The organism is Rhodohalobacter sp. (genome assembly GCF_041686455.1).
Taxonomy (GTDB): Bacteria; Bacteroidota; Rhodothermia; order Balneolales; family Balneolaceae; genus Rhodohalobacter.
This window is the reverse complement of sequence record NZ_JAWLDW010000054.1, coordinates 1-16,468: the sequence shown is the minus strand read 5'-3', so window position 1 is coordinate 16,468 and position 16,468 is coordinate 1. Positions and strand designations below refer to the sequence as shown.

General features: G+C 43.7%; 12 protein-coding genes. 7 read left to right on the top strand and 5 right to left on the bottom strand.

The annotated features are described in order from the left end of the window. Positions 1–369: 369 nt before the first annotated feature. Positions 370–972, bottom strand: coding sequence for an RNA polymerase sigma factor (locus ACESM0_RS07925; protein ID WP_372905331.1), 603 nt, complete (start codon positions 970–972; stop codon positions 370–372). Positions 973–1,330: 358 nt separating this feature from the next. On the opposite strand from ACESM0_RS07925, the gene ACESM0_RS07920 reads away from it, so the two are divergent. The 6 genes from ACESM0_RS07920 to ACESM0_RS07895 all read left to right on the top strand — a co-directional run bounded on the left by ACESM0_RS07920 (position 1,331) and on the right by ACESM0_RS07895 (position 9,691). Next, the gene (locus tag ACESM0_RS07920; RefSeq protein ID WP_372905329.1) at positions 1,331–2,305 is read left to right on the top strand and encodes a sugar-binding transcriptional regulator; all 975 of its coding nucleotides are present in this window, start codon (positions 1,331–1,333) and stop codon (positions 2,303–2,305) included. Between the two features lie 383 nt (positions 2,306–2,688). After that, positions 2,689–4,092: a purine-cytosine permease family protein gene (locus ACESM0_RS07915; RefSeq protein WP_372905327.1), complete on the top strand. Its 1,404-nt coding sequence runs from the start codon at positions 2,689–2,691 to the stop codon at positions 4,090–4,092. 25 nt (positions 4,093–4,117) lie between these two features. Next, entirely contained in the window at positions 4,118–6,346 is a 2,229-nt protein-coding gene (locus tag ACESM0_RS07910; RefSeq protein ID WP_372905325.1) for a bifunctional rhamnulose-1-phosphate aldolase/short-chain dehydrogenase, read from the top strand. 382 nt (positions 6,347–6,728) lie between these two features. Beyond that, positions 6,729–6,902 (top strand): hypothetical protein, encoded by a 174-nt coding sequence (locus ACESM0_RS07905; protein ID WP_372905323.1) that lies wholly within the window; start codon positions 6,729–6,731, stop codon positions 6,900–6,902. Next, positions 6,899–8,185, top strand: a complete 1,287-nt coding sequence (locus tag ACESM0_RS07900; RefSeq protein WP_372905322.1) for a TIM barrel protein — start codon at positions 6,899–6,901, stop codon at positions 8,183–8,185. The genes ACESM0_RS07905 and ACESM0_RS07900 overlap by 4 nt, the downstream gene beginning before the upstream one ends. Before the next feature lie 54 nt (positions 8,186–8,239). Beyond that, on the top strand, positions 8,240–9,691 hold the full coding sequence (locus ACESM0_RS07895) for an FGGY-family carbohydrate kinase (RefSeq protein WP_372905320.1): 1,452 nt from the start codon (positions 8,240–8,242) through the stop codon (positions 9,689–9,691). A gap of 552 nt (positions 9,692–10,243) precedes the next feature. Here ACESM0_RS07895 and ACESM0_RS07890 read toward each other — a convergent pair. The 4 genes from ACESM0_RS07890 to ACESM0_RS07875 form a co-directional block, all read right to left on the bottom strand. After that, positions 10,244–10,984, bottom strand: a complete 741-nt coding sequence (locus ACESM0_RS07890) for a hypothetical protein (protein ID WP_372905318.1) — start codon at positions 10,982–10,984, stop codon at positions 10,244–10,246. Positions 10,985–11,252: 268 nt separating this feature from the next. After that, a complete protein-coding gene (locus ACESM0_RS07885; RefSeq protein ID WP_372905316.1) occupies positions 11,253–14,003 on the bottom strand; it encodes a family 78 glycoside hydrolase catalytic domain in 2,751 nt (916 codons plus the stop codon). A gap of 299 nt (positions 14,004–14,302) precedes the next feature. Continuing rightward, entirely contained in the window at positions 14,303–15,400 is a 1,098-nt protein-coding gene (locus ACESM0_RS07880; RefSeq protein ID WP_372905314.1) for a cellulase family glycosylhydrolase, read from the bottom strand. 198 nt (positions 15,401–15,598) lie between these two features. Then, complete coding sequence (locus ACESM0_RS07875; RefSeq protein ID WP_372905312.1) at positions 15,599–15,781, bottom strand: hypothetical protein; 183 nt, start codon at positions 15,779–15,781, stop codon at positions 15,599–15,601. A gap of 299 nt (positions 15,782–16,080) precedes the next feature. Between ACESM0_RS07875 and tnpA the strand changes: the two genes are divergently transcribed. Then, positions 16,081–16,269 (top strand): IS66 family insertion sequence element accessory protein TnpA, encoded by a 189-nt coding sequence (tnpA, locus tag ACESM0_RS07870; protein WP_372905311.1) that lies wholly within the window; start codon positions 16,081–16,083, stop codon positions 16,267–16,269. The last annotated feature ends 199 nt before the right edge of the window (positions 16,270–16,468 follow it).

Here is a 16,468-nt window from a genome sequence, read left to right as displayed (position 1 = left end):
TGGGCCATAAGTGAACATGGAATCACTAAAAGAAAAAGTAAGGGCACTATTTTGATGATGTGCATAACGATAAATTAGGTTTGAATAATATTTTGATGTAATTAATTTTCTTAATACGAAAAGTAAAAAAACATTTTGGCCTGCTATTGCAATATCAGTTTATGATTAGCTCATTCAAATACAAATTTCCAATTTCATTTACCGGGATATTTGTTCGTTATACCCCATTATACCGGTAAAAATTGTCTTTATTTATTCGTCGTTGAACTTTTCTTTCGAATTATGGATTTGATAAGTAGACACTGTGTAGCGTTACATTCTATAGTAGTTGGCATATTTAATTAATAAATTACATTCAAATCTTGTTTATCAATTTTTTGATCCATTATTATACAAATCGTTCCATTTCGCTACTGATCGTTCCATTTCGCTTAGCGCTTTAGATACGTGATTGTAAACGCTCTGTCTTTTGATATCCATGAGGCCTGCAATTTCAGCATTCGACATTCCATCGTAATATTTCAGATAAATCACCTCACGCCTTCTTTTACTAAGTGAATTGATCGCTACCATCAGCCTTTGCCTATATTCACTTTGATATTCTAATTCAATCAAATATTTCTCTATAGAAATACTGTGTTGATCCCTCTCCTTCACGTATTTTAGATTCCGATCCTGCTGATTTCTGTATTTTCGTAAATTTTTAAAAATTGTACGCCGCATGGAGATATACAGGTACGCTTTTACAGATTTGGCCTCGCTGATAGAATAATGGTTTTCCCAAATGGTCAGAAAAAGCTCCTGTATGCAATCTTCCACAAAATCTTCCCGTGCAATGATTCTGTATCCGTAATTAAACAACCGGTTGCGATAAGTGTGATAAAGTGATGAAAACGCTTCTTTATCTCCTTCTAAAACATCCGTCCACAGTGTGTTATCATCCTTTTGGCTTACAGCTCCATTACTATTCATAAAGGTTTACGATTTTTATAGTTATAAATCATTTATTTCATTAAAAAGCGCTTTCACCATTTCTAATAGCTACAATACCATTGAAATAAATTTGAGTGTTCTCAGTTAAATGTAGCTTAGAGCGTTAATGAACATATGTTCAGTTATGAACAATTACTCACTTGATTTTAATTAACGGCAATCAGAAAGTCAAAAAAAATACTGATTACAGGAATTTTATCAGTATTTTTGAAGCTCTGCTGCCTCACTTAAGTTACTTCGATACATAATTTAGGCTTCTAAAATAATTCCTCATACTACTTTAAAACTCTGTATTTTAAGTAAATGTTAACGCAAACTTTTTAAACTAACTTTCCCCATGGCAAGGCCTGTTGAAGCCCAAAATTCGCGCCTACTCAGTAAAGTGAGTACTCTTTATTATGAACAGGAGTTAACCCAGCAACAAATTGCAAACCGGCTTGAACTCTCTCGCCCAAAAGTTTCACGGCTTCTTAAACAGGCCAAAAACAGAGGCATTGTTCAAATCAGCATTTCTCATCCGGAAGGAGATCACGTAGGATTAGAATCTAAACTGGAACTTTATTATAGCCTTAATGAAGCCATTGTAGTTGATTCAGGTAGCGGTACTCCCAAATCGTCTGATAAAATCTTAAAAGCTCTTTTAGGAGGTGCTGCGGCTAATCATCTATCCCGTTCACTATCAGATGGAGATATTATCGGAGTAACATGGGGCACCACGTTGCAGGCAATGGTTGAAAAAGTTACTCCGGCCGACAATAAGGACATTCATATTGTACAGATGCTTGGAGGGTTTGGACCGCCGGAGGCAAAGGCCCATACAATGGGAATCTCTCGAAGCTTATCCCAAATATTGAATGCCCGATTAACACTTCTGCAATCGCCGGGCGTGGTTGACACTCCTGAAATCCGTGAGGTCTTAATTAACGATCGAAGGGTGAAAAATGCGCTCAACCTCTTTCCAAAAGTTAATAAAGCCTATGTGGGCATCGGTGCTATCAGCACCAATCGTATTTTAAAGGAAGGGAATAATGAAGTATCACACGACATTCAGCAGGAAATCATCCATTCTGATGCCATTGGAGATATCGGACTCAACTTCTTTAACCGGAAAGGAGAAACGGTTCACTCCGGGTTCAGTGACCGGTTTATTGGTATGACACTTGAACAGCTGAAACAGGTTAAAACTGTGGTTGGCATTGCTGGAGGCACTGAAAAATACGAGGCGATTCGCGGTGCTCTTTCCGGCGGGTACATAAATGTGCTCATTACCGACCGACATACTGCACTCAAGCTTATTGAAGAAGAACTGTAATGCTTAGTATACAATATATACAACGAATCAAGACTCCTCTGATAAAAATAATCTATTCAAACAGTAGAACACCAAAACAGCCTACTCTTAGTTAGCGTAAACCCGGTGTTTTGTCACTGAAGTAATACAGGACAGTCCTCGGATGAGTTTTTATTGTAATACAGACTAACCTGGGTTCAGGATGTCATTCACTGATGACTTAAAAACTCATTATTTACCTTAGACATAATACTTGTAACTTTACGGGAATCATACGTTTCTGCCGGATTAAATAGATCATTTAATATTTTTACCGATACATATTAATTGAACGGATGAGTTCACCATCACGCTTGTATTCATCATTTTTTAGTTGATCTTACTTGTTGTTGCTCTGATTAAATATGGAAACAGAAAAACTAAATTGGTTAGAAAAAAAGCTCCAAACTCTTGATGAGTATGAGCGAGAACCGGTTCCCGAAAAAAAACTAAAAGGTTGGCGGGGGTTTCTCGGAATGTACGCCGGTGAACATACCGCGGGAACTGAATTTGTTATCGGCGCGCTATTTGTTGCGCACGGCGTTTCTTTTATGGATCTCGTTATCGGGCTGATCATCGGTAATCTGCTTGCCGTATTCAGCTGGGCATTTTTATGCGCCCCGGTTGCGGTGAAAACCAAGCTTACACTCTACTGGCAATTAAAAAAGATATGCGGCGCTAACCTGGCAAGTCTCTACAATGTTGTAAATGCTATCATGTTCTGTTTTCTGGCCGGAGCCATGATCGCTGTGGCTGCAACTGCCGTTGGCCTGCCTTTTCAAATCCCGATGCCGGAACTGGATGATTTCTTTCCAACCAGCATTGGCTGGATCCTTACTGTCTTTTTTGTCGGCACCATCATCACTATTATTGCCATCGCCGGTTATGAATATGTGGCGCGTTTTGCAAATATCAGCTTTCCGTGGATGTTTCTTGTTTTTGTAGCTGCAGCTATTGCGGTTCTCCCTTCATTAGGTGTGGAGTCGATTTCCGGTTTCACCACAGCAGCAAATGAACAGATCTGGACCGGCGTGGCTGCGGAAGGCCTCACACAATTTACCGTCTGGCATGTCATCTTTTTCGCCTGGTTCGCCAACATGGCTATGCATATCGGTATGAGTGATATGTCGATCCTCAGATATGCAAAAAAATGGCAGTATGGGTTTGCATCAGCGACCGGAATGTTTTTTGGGCACTTCATCGCCTGGATGGCTTCCGGAATTCTCATGGCTGCTGCTTCAGGCGCCGTTGCTCCCGGTCCAATCGCTTATAATAGCGCCGGAATAGCGGGCGCACTTTGTGTGGTCATTGCGGGGTGGACCACTGCAAACCCAACCATCTACCGGGCCGGTCTTGCCTTTCAGTCCGTCACACCTAACTGGAAAAGGTGGAAAGTTACGCTTTTTACCGGCTTTTTTACTACAGTAATCGCCTGCTTTCCCGCTCTCGTAATGAATCTGCTCGATTTTGTTGCCCTATACGGCCTGGTGCTTATGCCGATGGGTGCCGTGGTTTTGCTGGATGTACTCTTTTTCAAAAAATTTAATCTGATACCCAACTACGCCGAAAAAGTCGGGATCAAATTCAACTGGGCCGCAGCAATCACCTGGTTTTCTACCCTTGGATTTTGTCTCTTTCTTAATCTATACGCAGGAATTGAAATTTTCTTTCTCGGACTGCCCGGATGGTTTGTAGCCATTGGCGTTTATATTGTCATGAGTTACCTGATTCATAAAAACAGCCTCATAAAAAAACTGAAACGAAAATAAACCACAGAGATCAATTTCAACTGTTATGAGTGAATATACAATGACTGTAAAAAAGACGAAAAACAGCATCACTGAACACTATTTCAGAACCGTGGAATCACAGTGGGATGATTCTCATGCCGACGAGCTCGATCCGCTCGGCCGGCTGGTATACCGCTCCAACCTACTGGGAAGCGATGCCTATATCAATAATACCGGCGGCGGCAACACGTCCAGCAAATTAACAGAAGAAGATCCAATTTCCGGCGAAGATGTATCGGTGCTTTGGGTGAAAGGATCCGGCGGCGATCTCCGAACGGCAAAACGCCCCAACTTTGCATCACTTTACCAGGATAAGCTTCTCAATCTGCAGAAAATCTATCATAATAAAGAGAACACCGGCCTGAAAACTCCCGCAGAGGATTCAATGGTACAGATGTATCCTCACTGCACCTTCAATCTGAATCCTCGTGCGCCATCGATCGACACACCTCTACACAGTTTCATTCCGTTTGATTTTGTAGATCATACCCATCCAGTACCGATTATCTCTATCGCCACAGCGGATAACGGAAAAGAAATTATGAAAGAGATTTATGGTGATGAAGTCGCCTGGGTAGACTGGATGCGGCCCGGATTTGAACTGGGTCTCGCACTTCAGCAAACTATCAAAGAAAATCCCGGTATTAAGGGAATCATTCTGGGCGGCCACGGCCTGATTAACTGGGATGATGATGATAAAATGTGTTACGAACTCAGTCTCGACCTGATCAACCGCGCGGCTGAATATCTTGCAGAACACGAAAAAGGAGCTGATTCTTTCGGTGGAAACCAATACGCATCCCTTCCGGAAGAGGAGCGTCACGATCTGATTGCTGATATTTCTCCGTACATCCGCGGGCTGCTTGCTGAAGATGACCGCTTTATCGGCACCTATCAGGATGATGAAGTCACCCTGCAGTTTATCAATTCAACAGATGCCGGACGACTGGCTGAATTAGGGACCTCCTGCCCCGATCATTTTCTGCGCACAAAAATCAAACCACTTTACATCAACTGGAATCCTGATACTGAAAATTCAGAAGATCTGAAATCGAAAATTGAAATCGGCCTCAAAGAGTATCGAAAAGATTATGCCGGCTACTACAATCAGTGCAAAGATGAAGAGTCGCCCGATTTGAGGGGCGGAAATCCCACTGTATTGTTGATTCCGGGTCTCGGGATGATTACCTGGGGGAAATCAAAAAGTGAGTCCAGAGTAACGGCAGAATTTTACACGGCTGCAATCGGTGTGATGAGAGGAGCGGAATCGATCGGTTCATACACCGCCCTGCCGCGTCAAGAAGCGTTCGATATCGAGTACTGGGCTCTTGAAGAGGCAAAACTCCAACGAATGCCGCCCGAAAGCGAGCTTTCAAGAAAAGTGGTACTTGTCATTGGATCGGGAAGCGGTATTGGCAAGGCACTTGTTCCCAAACTGTTAGATGAAGGCGGAACAGTAGCATGCCTCGACCTGGATGAAAATAGTGCCAAAAAGACCGCCAATGAAATTCTTGGCAAGATCGGGATGGGAATTGGCGTGGCCGGTTCAGGTATCAGCAGAAGCGGTGACGTGATCGGGCTGGAATGCGATATTACCGAACGAAATTCAGTTAAAAAAGCGATCAAACAGACGATTCTCGCTTACGGCGGTGTGGATATGGTAGCTGTTACCGCAGGTGTTTTCCCAACACCCGATTATAATGGCGAACTGTCCGACTCTGCATGGGACAAATCATTTGCAGTAAACGTGAAAGGCAACTTTATCGTGGCTGATGAAATGTCGGCCATCTGGAACAAGCAGGGAATGGAAGGCAGCATGGTGATTACAACCAGTGCAAACGCCATAGTTGCAAAAATCGGCAGTATGGCATATGATACGAGTAAATCGGCGGCAAATCATTTGGTTAGAGAACTCGCAATTGAACTTTCACCGGAAATCAGGGTCAACGGCGTGGCACCCGCAACCGTTGTGGATGGAAGCAGCATGTTTCCCAGAGATCGTGTGATGGTCTCACTCACCAAATACGACATCGATTTTGATGAAGATGAAGAGACTGATACTCTCCGCGAAAGGCTGGCAGAATTTTATGCTCACCGAACCCTAACACAGCGATCGATCTCTCTCGAACAGCAGACTGAAGCGATCTATTCGCTGCTGAGCTCCCGGTTTGAAAATACAACCGGCCATATCATCCCTGTGGATGGCGGACTGAAAGATGCATTTATGAGATAAAATCTGTGGTTACGCTTTAGACCTGATATAGGTGAAAATTCCACTTTACGACCTCCGGGTTTACATGGTGGAATGAACCACCTCGGGGGCAGAGCCCACGAGGTAGCAACTTAGAATCCATAACTTTTTAGTTAAATATGAAGTTTATTCTGGAGTGTCCCTCCGCCAGCCGGCGGAGGGCAATGGGGGATGATCTGTTGTGGATCAGAACCAAGAGTGGGACAATTCTAAACTAAGAAAGTCATCCCCCAGCTCACTCCGTTCGCTTCCCCCTTCTCCCACAGGGATCCCTGCGGGGAAAGGGGGACTTTCATCCTTTCCGACCCTGAGGGTCAGGGAATTAAACCACTTATGATTGATTTTCGAAAGAACCCAATTTGACATGAACAGTATTCTTAAAATTGTTTCATTCTGCGGACTAATGCTTACCATTGTGCCGTCGTTTCTTGTCTTTTCAGACACCATCAGCTTTCAACTGCACACCACCTTGATGTTAATAGGCATGATTTTGTGGTTTACCACTTCTCCGTTCTGGATGAAGGAGAAAAAACTATGAAAATCAATAAAAACCTGATTGAAGAACACAATCGTAAAAAATCTGAGGAGCATCATGATACCCTTTCTCAGCTTGAAGACCAGCTTTCAAAAATAGGGTTCAGGCCGGACGATGTTGTTCAAAAACTATCAGATTTCCAGGTTGCTATTCCGAGCTGGGCGTTGGGCGCCGGTGGTACCCGTTTCGGGCGATTTAAGATGGGAGGTGAACCGCGAACGCTGGAAGAAAAAATCGAGGATGTGGGTCTCATACACACACTCAATGGATCAAGTGGTGCTGTATCACTCCATATCCCCTGGGATATACCGGCCGATACAGATGCTACACAACAACAGGCCCTTGAACTTGGACTAAAGTTCGACGCCGTAAATTCTAACACGTTTCAGGATCAGCAGGGCCAGGAGTATTCATATAAGTTTGGCTCACTAAGCCATACCGATCCACGCGTTCGCGATCAGGCTGTGGCTCATAACATAGATGTGATAAAAATCGGAGACGCACTGGGCTCTAAGGCGTTAACGGTTTGGCTGGCTGACGGATCCAATTTTCCTGGCCAGCAAAACCTGCGAAAAGCCCTCGATCGTACCTGGCAGTCTCTTGAAGATATTTATAGCGCTATGCCGTCCGACTGGACGATGCTGATTGAGTATAAACCGTTTGAACCCAATTTCTATTCTATGGTAATCCCTGACTGGGGAACTTCCTTTCTGCTCGCCACCAAACTGGGCGATCGAGTAAAAACCCTGGTTGATCTCGGTCACCATCTGCCGAACACCAATATCGAACAGATTGTCGCCACGTTAATAATGGAAAACAAACTTGGCGGATTTCACTTTAACGATTCAAAATATGCGGATGACGACCTTACCACAGGCTCCATCAAACCTTACCAGCTTTTTTTAATTTTTTGTGAACTGACTGACCAGGTAGATAACCCCGACGATCTCAAATTTTCCGAACTCGCCTGGATGATTGACGCCAGTCATAACGTAAAAGATCCGCTTGAAGATCTGCTGCAATCTGTTGAAGCTATACAGATCGCTTATGCACGTTCGCTGATTATTGACAGAAATGAGCTGGAGAGTGCACGCCGGAACAATGATGTGTCTCGGGCCCAGGATATTTTACAAATGGCATTCCGAACTGATGTGCGCCCCCTGCTGCGTGAAAGCAGGCTGAAAAACGGCGCTGCAATTCAGCCGGAAAAACTGTTTCGGGAGCTAAACGTACGGGAAAATTTGATCCGTGTCAGAGGCAGTGAATCTACCGCAACGGGGTTGTAACCGTTTGCCCTTACCGGCTCAGAAATCAACCTTCAACCAACAAAAAAAGCCACTATGTCGTCACCCATACCTGTCACAGCCATTTTTGACATCGGGAAAACCAATAAAAAATTTCTACTGTTCGACGACCGCTTTAACATCGTCTACAGAAGAAATAATAATCTGGACGAGACGACAGACAACAAAGGGTTCCCTTGTGAAGATATTGAACTGCTGAACAGATGGATTCACGAAGTAACCGAAGAAGTGACCCATCAAAACAAATATACTATCCGCCAACTAAATGGATCGGCTTACGGCGCCACTCTTGTCCACCTTGACAAAAACGGAACCCCGGCCGCCCCAATTGAAAACTATCTAAAGCCATATCCTGAAGAGCTGAAAGCAAATTTTTATGATATGTATTGCGGCAAAAATCAATTTTCTGTAGAAACGTCATCTCCTCCGATGGGGATGCTCAATTCGGGATTACAGCTATACCGAATCAAACATGAAAACCCGGATTTGCTCAAATCGATCGATGCTACACTTCATCTGCCCCAGTATATCACATATCTCTTTACGGGTAGAAAAACCGCTGATCTCACAAGCCTTGGCTGCCACACCGGAATGTGGCATTACGGGGAGAATTCCTATCATCCGTGGCTCAGAAAGGAAAAATTGCAGAATCTTCTTCCCGACCCTGAACTTCCGATAAAAACCACTAACGGTCGTTTTGGTGATCATCATTTTGAAACCGGCATAGGAATACACGACAGCTCAGCCGCACTTGTTCCGTATCTTATCGGGCTTGAAGAGCCATTTATTCAGCTCTCAACCGGCACATGGAGTATTGCCATGAACCCTTTCACGCAGACAGAGCTCTCTTATAATGATATTAAACGGGATTGTCTTCAGTATCTGAATATTTATGGTGAACCGGTAAAGGCATCCAGGCTTCTGCTTGGCGCAGAATATTCACATCAGCTCGAGAAGACTGCAGCGCACTTTTGTAGAAGCAGGAAAACTCCGGAATGTGGCCCCGATCCAAGCCTCCTTTATGAACTAATCAGTAATCCTGATCCAGATAGGAAGCTTATCCTCGAAAAAGCCGGAGAAACCGGTCCGTATCCACATACCGGCAATGGAACTTGGAATCTTGACATCTTTAATACGTTCGGGGAAGCATTTCATCAACTTATGCTCGACTTGGTTTCGATACAGGCAGACGCCATCCGGCTGGCTGAGGGAGAATCTACATTTGAACAGATTATTATTACCGGCGGCTTTGCAAAAAACTCTTTTTTCTGCAGATTACTGGCAAATCATTTTCCTGATAAAAAGATTTACACCGCATCCACTTCCTACGCATCGGCGCTGGGTGCGGCCTTGGTTATCAATTATGAAACCATAAATGCCGGAGGGGTAAAAGATTTGCTCGGTCTGAATCTTGTGAACCCGATAGACGGAGTTCCAGTTGGGGATTACGCCTGGGCGGATTCTCTCAGCCAAACCTATCAAAAATAAAATTTTTATACGTTTCACTCTTTCTTACCTGTGTGAATGATACATTTTCTCGGTTTCCGGCAAGTCTGTTGTTCATATCCTTGAGCGAGACTCAGCCATACGATTTATTTCAACCCCTCGTACTACAATTGATTGCGAAACTTTCAATAAAATCCCTGTGAGATGTCCGGGATAGACATGCCGTGGCCAGATGTATTAAAACACGGGCTATCGTGATGAAACCGTTCCGCTGGTACGACGCTTTGTTGAACAGAGATACTTCAACAGCCGTGGTGGTAGACTAAATTTATCACAATCGAGTAGTAAGACATTCAAATTGGCGTAAAATTTGAAAGTTCAGGCAGTATCGAAATAGACTATTTTATTTTTTATCAACATACCTCAATTACTACAAAGTATTACAGGCACGCCCCCCCAATATAAACCTAAGGATTCTGATTTTGTAAGTTTAATTACTGCCGCTTAACTTTATAAAGTTACTTACCCACAACTCAGTTTTTTACACCATTAGTTTACCTAAATTCTAACAATATATAGTGAACGTCCAGCCTTTCAATCATTCGGTGACGCAAACTCTTCAAAAAACTCCCCGATATCTTCCAAATTGTTAAAGCCAAATATCCAGCAGGTTTCAGCAACATCAGAAAAATCCATGCCCCCACTACCGATAGCGGGATTATAATACCTATGTTCTTTACCGTTGTAATTCTCTGCTATCTGCAACGCCATTTCCCATATGGATTCGAGATTCGGATTGGTAATGTGAATTCGCCATTCCACCGGATCGCTTTCTTTGAAACCCGGCTTTCCATTGCCAATCTCATTTCCATCTGGAATCTTATGATAGTCAGCATTTTCATTTACATAGGCCAGGTCTTCAGGGGTCGTATTGTTTTCGTTCCACTCGCTATGCTGAACAACATGAATCCTCTTTTTAATATTAAATTGAGGTAATTTGGTTTTGACGTTTCTAACAATTGCTGCAGAAAAATCTGATTGGCCTGCGTCCGCGATCCAGACATCACCTTCTTTTTCCAGGGTGTTAACCACCAAGTTAGTTATCTCACTTAATGCTTGGTCATAGTTAGTATGAGCATCAGACCAGTTTTCGTCAAAAGAAACTTCAAAAAGTTCGTTTGCAGGCACGTACAATCCCCCCTGTTTTCCATAAGCTCCGGCTACTGCATGATAGCGGACTTCGGAAAAGCGGGGGTCGGCGAGTATTGTTGCTACGGCTGCAATGGAGTGAATGTCATCGACATCTGTTTTACTGTCAAACTGGGCTAAAAACAAATCGTTTTCGACCTGAAACTTTCCCAATGGGTCAGGTGAAGGACCCTGAAATACAGAAAAGGTTATCAGGGTTAAAAAGCTAAAACTGTACTGTACGTAAAATGCATAATGTACCTCTTTCTAAATTAGTCATTTGTGAATAATAAATAGCTTTATGAACCGAATTTTCATTAGAGCCAATACAGAAATCTGCTGCCTTTCCAATTGAACTTTCTGTGATTTACATTAAATGAGTGAAATCAAAACCGATAGTTTCAGTGCCAGAATATCAATCTAATAGCATATCAAACCGGTAATTGCCCGATGTTACTTCTACAATCAACCGATTTTTGTCTTGATCAAGACCAATCAACGTCACGCCTTCTGCCTCATCGAGTTGATTTCCGCTTTCGGAAATTTGATCTATATTCAGATCGGGTAGGTAAACCCGTGCTGTAGTATTCACCGGTATTTCGATTCGCAGATCTATGGCCCGATCACTTTTCTCCCACTCACTTTTGACCGTTCCTCTCCATGTATCATACGAACCTTCAGCCCAATCCAGGTCATCAATAAATTCCGGTTTAATGATAATATTCTTAAAACCGGGCTTTTCATGATCAGGTCGTATGCCGACAATCGCCTTGTAAAACCATTCATCAATACTTCCGAACATCACATGGTTCCGCGATTGGGTTCCGTCCCAGTTTTGCCATAAGGTTGTAGCGCCCTTTTCAATCCAATAACCCCATGAAGGAAATGCTCGTTGATTTGCGATTCGGTACATCACATCGGTGCGCCCATATTCACTCAGAGCCCCCAAGAGATATTTTGTACCAATGACACCGGTCGTCAGGTGGTAATCGTTCTCCTGAATGTTTTGGATCAGCTGCTCCATTATTGAGTCAACATCCCCGGGTTCGGCGAGATCATGGTAAAGCGTTCCGGCCAGTACCATTTGGGATCCATTGTCCCACGTTCCGGCTTCCTCGTTGTAAAAACGTTCACGATACCCTTTTTTAATCTTCCCGGAAAGCTCATTGAAATAGGCCACTTCGTGCTCCTTACCCAACTCTTTCGCCATCTTGGCGACAATGTTTGAAAACGAATGGAAATGTCCAGTGGCTAAAACAGCCTGGTTACTGGGAACCAGTGTCTTGTGATCATCGATACCAAAAGAGAGTGTGTAATTATCCTCTGAGTGGCGCTCCAGGTAACGCATATATTGCACGATAGGATCAAAATACCGTTCAAGTATGGATCGGTCACCTGTATGCTGGAACAGATACCATGGAATCAGAACAAAGGCTCCTTCCCATTGAGGCCCATAACCCCTGCTTTTAAATGTTGGGATGGGGCTCGATGAAACATATCCCCATCCACTCGAAGGTATGATCCCTGGCAACTGACCAGTTTCGCGTTGTTCATCCGCAAAATCATCCATCCATTTCATATAGGAAGAAACGGTCTCGAAATTGATCAATCCTCCTTCGGTCACAAGGTGAGCATCTCCCGACCAGCCGATTTTTTCGCGATGCGGGCAATCGGTGGGATAGCCGTGATAGTTGCCGAGATAAGATAGTTTTTTAGCGGCATGAATTTTGTTAAAGAGCGGGTTGGACGATTCAAAGGATCCCGTGACTTCAAAATCGGTGTGGATCACCTCCGCTGTCAGCTTTAAAATTTCCACACCCTCGGGTACTTCGACTTGTGTGTACTGAAAACCATAATAGACAAATGAGGGACGCCAGTTGGAGGGTTGATCCGGGCCAAGAATATATCTTGAAGTTTGTGTTTCACCGCTGAAAACAAAGCGGCTTAACTCCTCATTATTTAGTGTGCCGTCATCATACAATCTTTCTCCGTGTCGAATAACAATTTCGGCCCCTTCCGGACCTGTAGCCACCAGTCGTACACTACCTGTAATATTCTCCCCAAAATCATAAACCTGAAGATTCTTTTCGGGATTTGTCACCTCAACGGGAGACAAACTCCGAACGTGGCGAATTGGAGGCATCAACTGATTTTTCAACTTCCCGGCCGGTCCTACGACTTCATAGGCCGGGCCCCAGCCTGAAGTATCTGCAGTGGGATACGTCCAATCTCCTAAAGTAAGTCTGGCATCAAATGTCTCCCCGTTATGGATACCATCAAACACAATAGGTCCGGTTGTTGTTTTCCAAGACCTGTCGGTGGCAATGGTTTTAGTTGACCCATCCTCATAAGTGATCACGATCTGAGCCTTCAGTGAGCCCGGAGCACGCCAGGGTGCACTGTCGAAATCCCACGCCGCTTCCGTATGGAAATTATACCAGCCGGTTCCAAGAATTACCCCAATAGCATTTTCTCCATGAAGAAGGTGATCGGTCACATCATACGTTACATATAAGGCGGTTTTGTCATAGCGAGACTTCGCAGGATCTAACAAACGGTCGCCCACCCGTTCACCATTAATGAATGCTTCATAGTAACCGAGTCCGGAAATATAAAGGCGCGCCGACGAAATCGGCTCTTGATTCGTAAAACCCTTTCTGAAATGGGGAGCCGGCCCAGGCTCTAAAACATCTTCATCAATCGGAATCACGGGATGACTTTCAGCCGCGGATATCCAAACTCCCTTCCAGTCATTTTTGTTTAGCAGTCCGGTTTCAAAAAAAGCGGGCTCACCGTATTCGCTTTGTTGACCCTGATCATCCCAGACCGAAACCGTCCAGTAGTATCGCCTGGCTGATTTTAAACCTTTACCTTCATATGGAATTTGCACCTGTTCATCTGATCGAACAATTCCACTATCCCAGATATCGGCACTCTCTTCTGACAATTTATCTTTATCACTCGCCACCAAAATCCGGTATGCGGTTTGATGAGCTCCCCTATGACCGGATTCCAGTTTCCAGCTCAGGCCTGGATTGAGCTCATCAAGCCCGATCGGATTTTTTGTATACTGGGTGCGAAGTTCGGCGGGAGTTAGGTTTTGTGCAAACAAGTTGGGAGAACAGATCACCCATAAAATTAAAAAACAGAGTACTTTTCGATACATACTTTTTTACAATCTATTTTTTCAGTTTCAGGAAGGAGCCCTCATTTCGGCCGCAACGCCGGAATCTTCAGACTTAACCCGGATTATTTAACAAGAAATTTTTCCGAGAATATGTAACTCAAATTTGGGCTGTTAACTAATCTGTGTATGTGCAAGAATGTTTGTGCTTTACATTATACTATACATCTTTTCGGGAATAAGTCGGGTTAATATAAATATAAATTTAAATTAAATTTGTCTGTTAATCTCCATTTACTGACTTCTTTGACGTAGCGATTAAAAATATTACTGCCGTCCACTTAAAAATCGGCAACAGGCTTGGCAGTATGTTTAAAACCAACTTCGGGGTCATTCACCAATACCTGGCCGGCGTTTGTTAAATCTTCCGGATCATTGTAGGTATAATCTTGCGTATGTACCACTCGGTGATACTCTGAATTGCCACTCCACGCCCAGAAATACCAGCCAAAGCCAAGTTCCTTGCTGATCTTCATCATAATTTCCGGATTGAAGTTTACAGATCCATTCACCGGATCCCAGCCATATTCACCCACTATAACGGGGGCTTTCAGGGTGGCAAGCTTTGGAAAGATTTCTTCTACGGAAAACGGAGGCTTCCAGTCCGTAAACTGCTGATCGTCTGTTCTCCAAAACCCATAGAGATGGATTGAGAGAACGATATTGTTTAGCGGGTCGTGGTCAAAAAGTTGGTCTCCGTATTCCAGCAGTGAGTTTGGGTTTTGTCCACAGTTCCCTCCGGCATCCATCACCAAAACATTGTTTACACCGGCCTCCCGCAGTTTGGTAATCGCGTATTTGTATCCTTCCAAATAAACCTCATAGTTCTCTCCCCACTCATTGGCGATGTTGAGCATGAGTTTGTCTTCAAATATTCGCAGCGTTTGCAGATTACCCTCTTCCAGCCACTCATCAACAATCTGTTTCAGACCCATTTCGCCACGCTGTTCCCCATCTTCATCTATTGGCGGAAGGTCGAATTCCGAAACACAAGTCCCATTGTGAATCTCAATCATGGGGACCAGCCTGGCATCAATGGATCTTAGTACCAGATTCTGTTTTTGTGAGGCCGTACTGGATTGATTGTTCCAGTGCCACGATTTTCCGGCAGTAACCAGACGCACCGTATTCGCATTGGTTATTTTAATTTCATTATCCAATGCATTCAGGCTGTGTTGTTCGTCCCGCCAAACATGCACATCATTCAGTCCAAACGGAATAAACTCTTCTCCAGAGGCATCAACCAGTTTTCCGTTTTCCACACAAATGCCTTCGGCCATGTCTTCAGGTTCATCATCGCCGGTGTCGTTGGTGAAGGTGCTGCAGCTAAGCAATGGCAGAACTGTTAAAAAAACAGTGGAATTTTTGAATAAATTCACAAGACATTGGTTTAACTGATTATTCTTTTTTTAATTATTCTTAATTTTAGGAAAATTGTTTTGATTTACTTTTTTTTGGATAAAGTAATCTCTTTCAAAGAGGGAATACCTCTAACTATCTACTCATTTTTTCTTTGCCTGACTTCAAAATGGGTAAGGCTTAAGCAAGAATATTGGATACAGTATTCGCTAAAATATTCAATTGCCTTTAATTCTTGCTATTGGAGCTGTCAATCCGTAATTCTGAACACTCTGAACTATTAATGGCTCATGTAACCTCAATGCCATACCCCGTATAGTATTTTGCAAGGTAATCTGTATATCGCTGGTAAAGGTTTCCATTCGGTTATCCCGGAAGAGTGTTTTACCCTCTACTTTCATCGTAGATTAGTTTAGTTTGGAAATGATCCAAACTATACATTTGGAAAACCTTCGTACTTTCAAGACTTATCTTAATAATATTCAGGCATGAGTGTAGACGTCTGCTAATGTATCTCATCACCGTTAAAAGTAGTAAAACATGTTCTTGGTTATTTACGTATGATTTGTCGGGTGCTGGCTTTTCAATTACTCAATTTAAAAGAAGAATAAAATACTATCAGGTCCAATTTAGGTATCCACCCGACCAACTGCATCTTTCGAGAAATGAGTGAAGATGGTAGCTTGCTTGTCAAAAACCAATGACAACAGCATCCAAGAATAAAACTCAGACTATGTTTGCCCTGGTGGACCGGTGGAAAGCCAGCGGCGTGACTCAGAAAGCTTTTTGCGCCGAGCAGGCCATAAACACTCACACCTTCAGCTATTGGGTAGCCAAACGCCGCCGGGCTGACCAACCGACCGGCGGGTTTGCTGCGGTGGACCTGTAAGGAGCGGGCCCGTCCGACCGAATCACGATTACCTATCCTAACGGCGTTGCCATTTGCCTAAGCAGCGGGAACCTGCCGCTGATCCTTACCTTAATCCGGCTCCTCCGATGTTCAGTCTAAGCTCTTCCCACCGCTACAACCTGTACCGCGGGGCGTGTGATATGCGCAAAAGTTTCAACGGGCTGTCGGGGCTGGTCCG

What these genes read in the sequence shown, in the direction of transcription:
- ACESM0_RS07925 (WP_372905331.1), bottom strand. Translation starts at nt 972, where the DNA reads ATGAATAGTAATGGAGCTGTAAGCCAAAAGGATGATAACACACTGTGG.
- ACESM0_RS07920 (WP_372905329.1), top strand. Translation starts at nt 1,331, where the DNA reads ATGGCAAGGCCTGTTGAAGCCCAAAATTCGCGCCTACTCAGTAAAGTG.
- ACESM0_RS07915 (WP_372905327.1), top strand. Translation starts at nt 2,689, where the DNA reads ATGGAAACAGAAAAACTAAATTGGTTAGAAAAAAAGCTCCAAACTCTT.
- ACESM0_RS07910 (WP_372905325.1), top strand. Translation starts at nt 4,118, where the DNA reads ATGAGTGAATATACAATGACTGTAAAAAAGACGAAAAACAGCATCACT.
- ACESM0_RS07905 (WP_372905323.1), top strand. Translation starts at nt 6,729, where the DNA reads ATGAACAGTATTCTTAAAATTGTTTCATTCTGCGGACTAATGCTTACC.
- ACESM0_RS07900 (WP_372905322.1), top strand. Translation starts at nt 6,899, where the DNA reads ATGAAAATCAATAAAAACCTGATTGAAGAACACAATCGTAAAAAATCT.
- ACESM0_RS07895 (WP_372905320.1), top strand. Translation starts at nt 8,240, where the DNA reads ATGTCGTCACCCATACCTGTCACAGCCATTTTTGACATCGGGAAAACC.
- ACESM0_RS07885 (WP_372905316.1), bottom strand. Translation starts at nt 14,003, where the DNA reads ATGTATCGAAAAGTACTCTGTTTTTTAATTTTATGGGTGATCTGTTCT.
- ACESM0_RS07875 (WP_372905312.1), bottom strand. Translation starts at nt 15,781, where the DNA reads ATGAAAGTAGAGGGTAAAACACTCTTCCGGGATAACCGAATGGAAACC.
- tnpA (WP_372905311.1), top strand. Translation starts at nt 16,081, where the DNA reads ATGACAACAGCATCCAAGAATAAAACTCAGACTATGTTTGCCCTGGTG.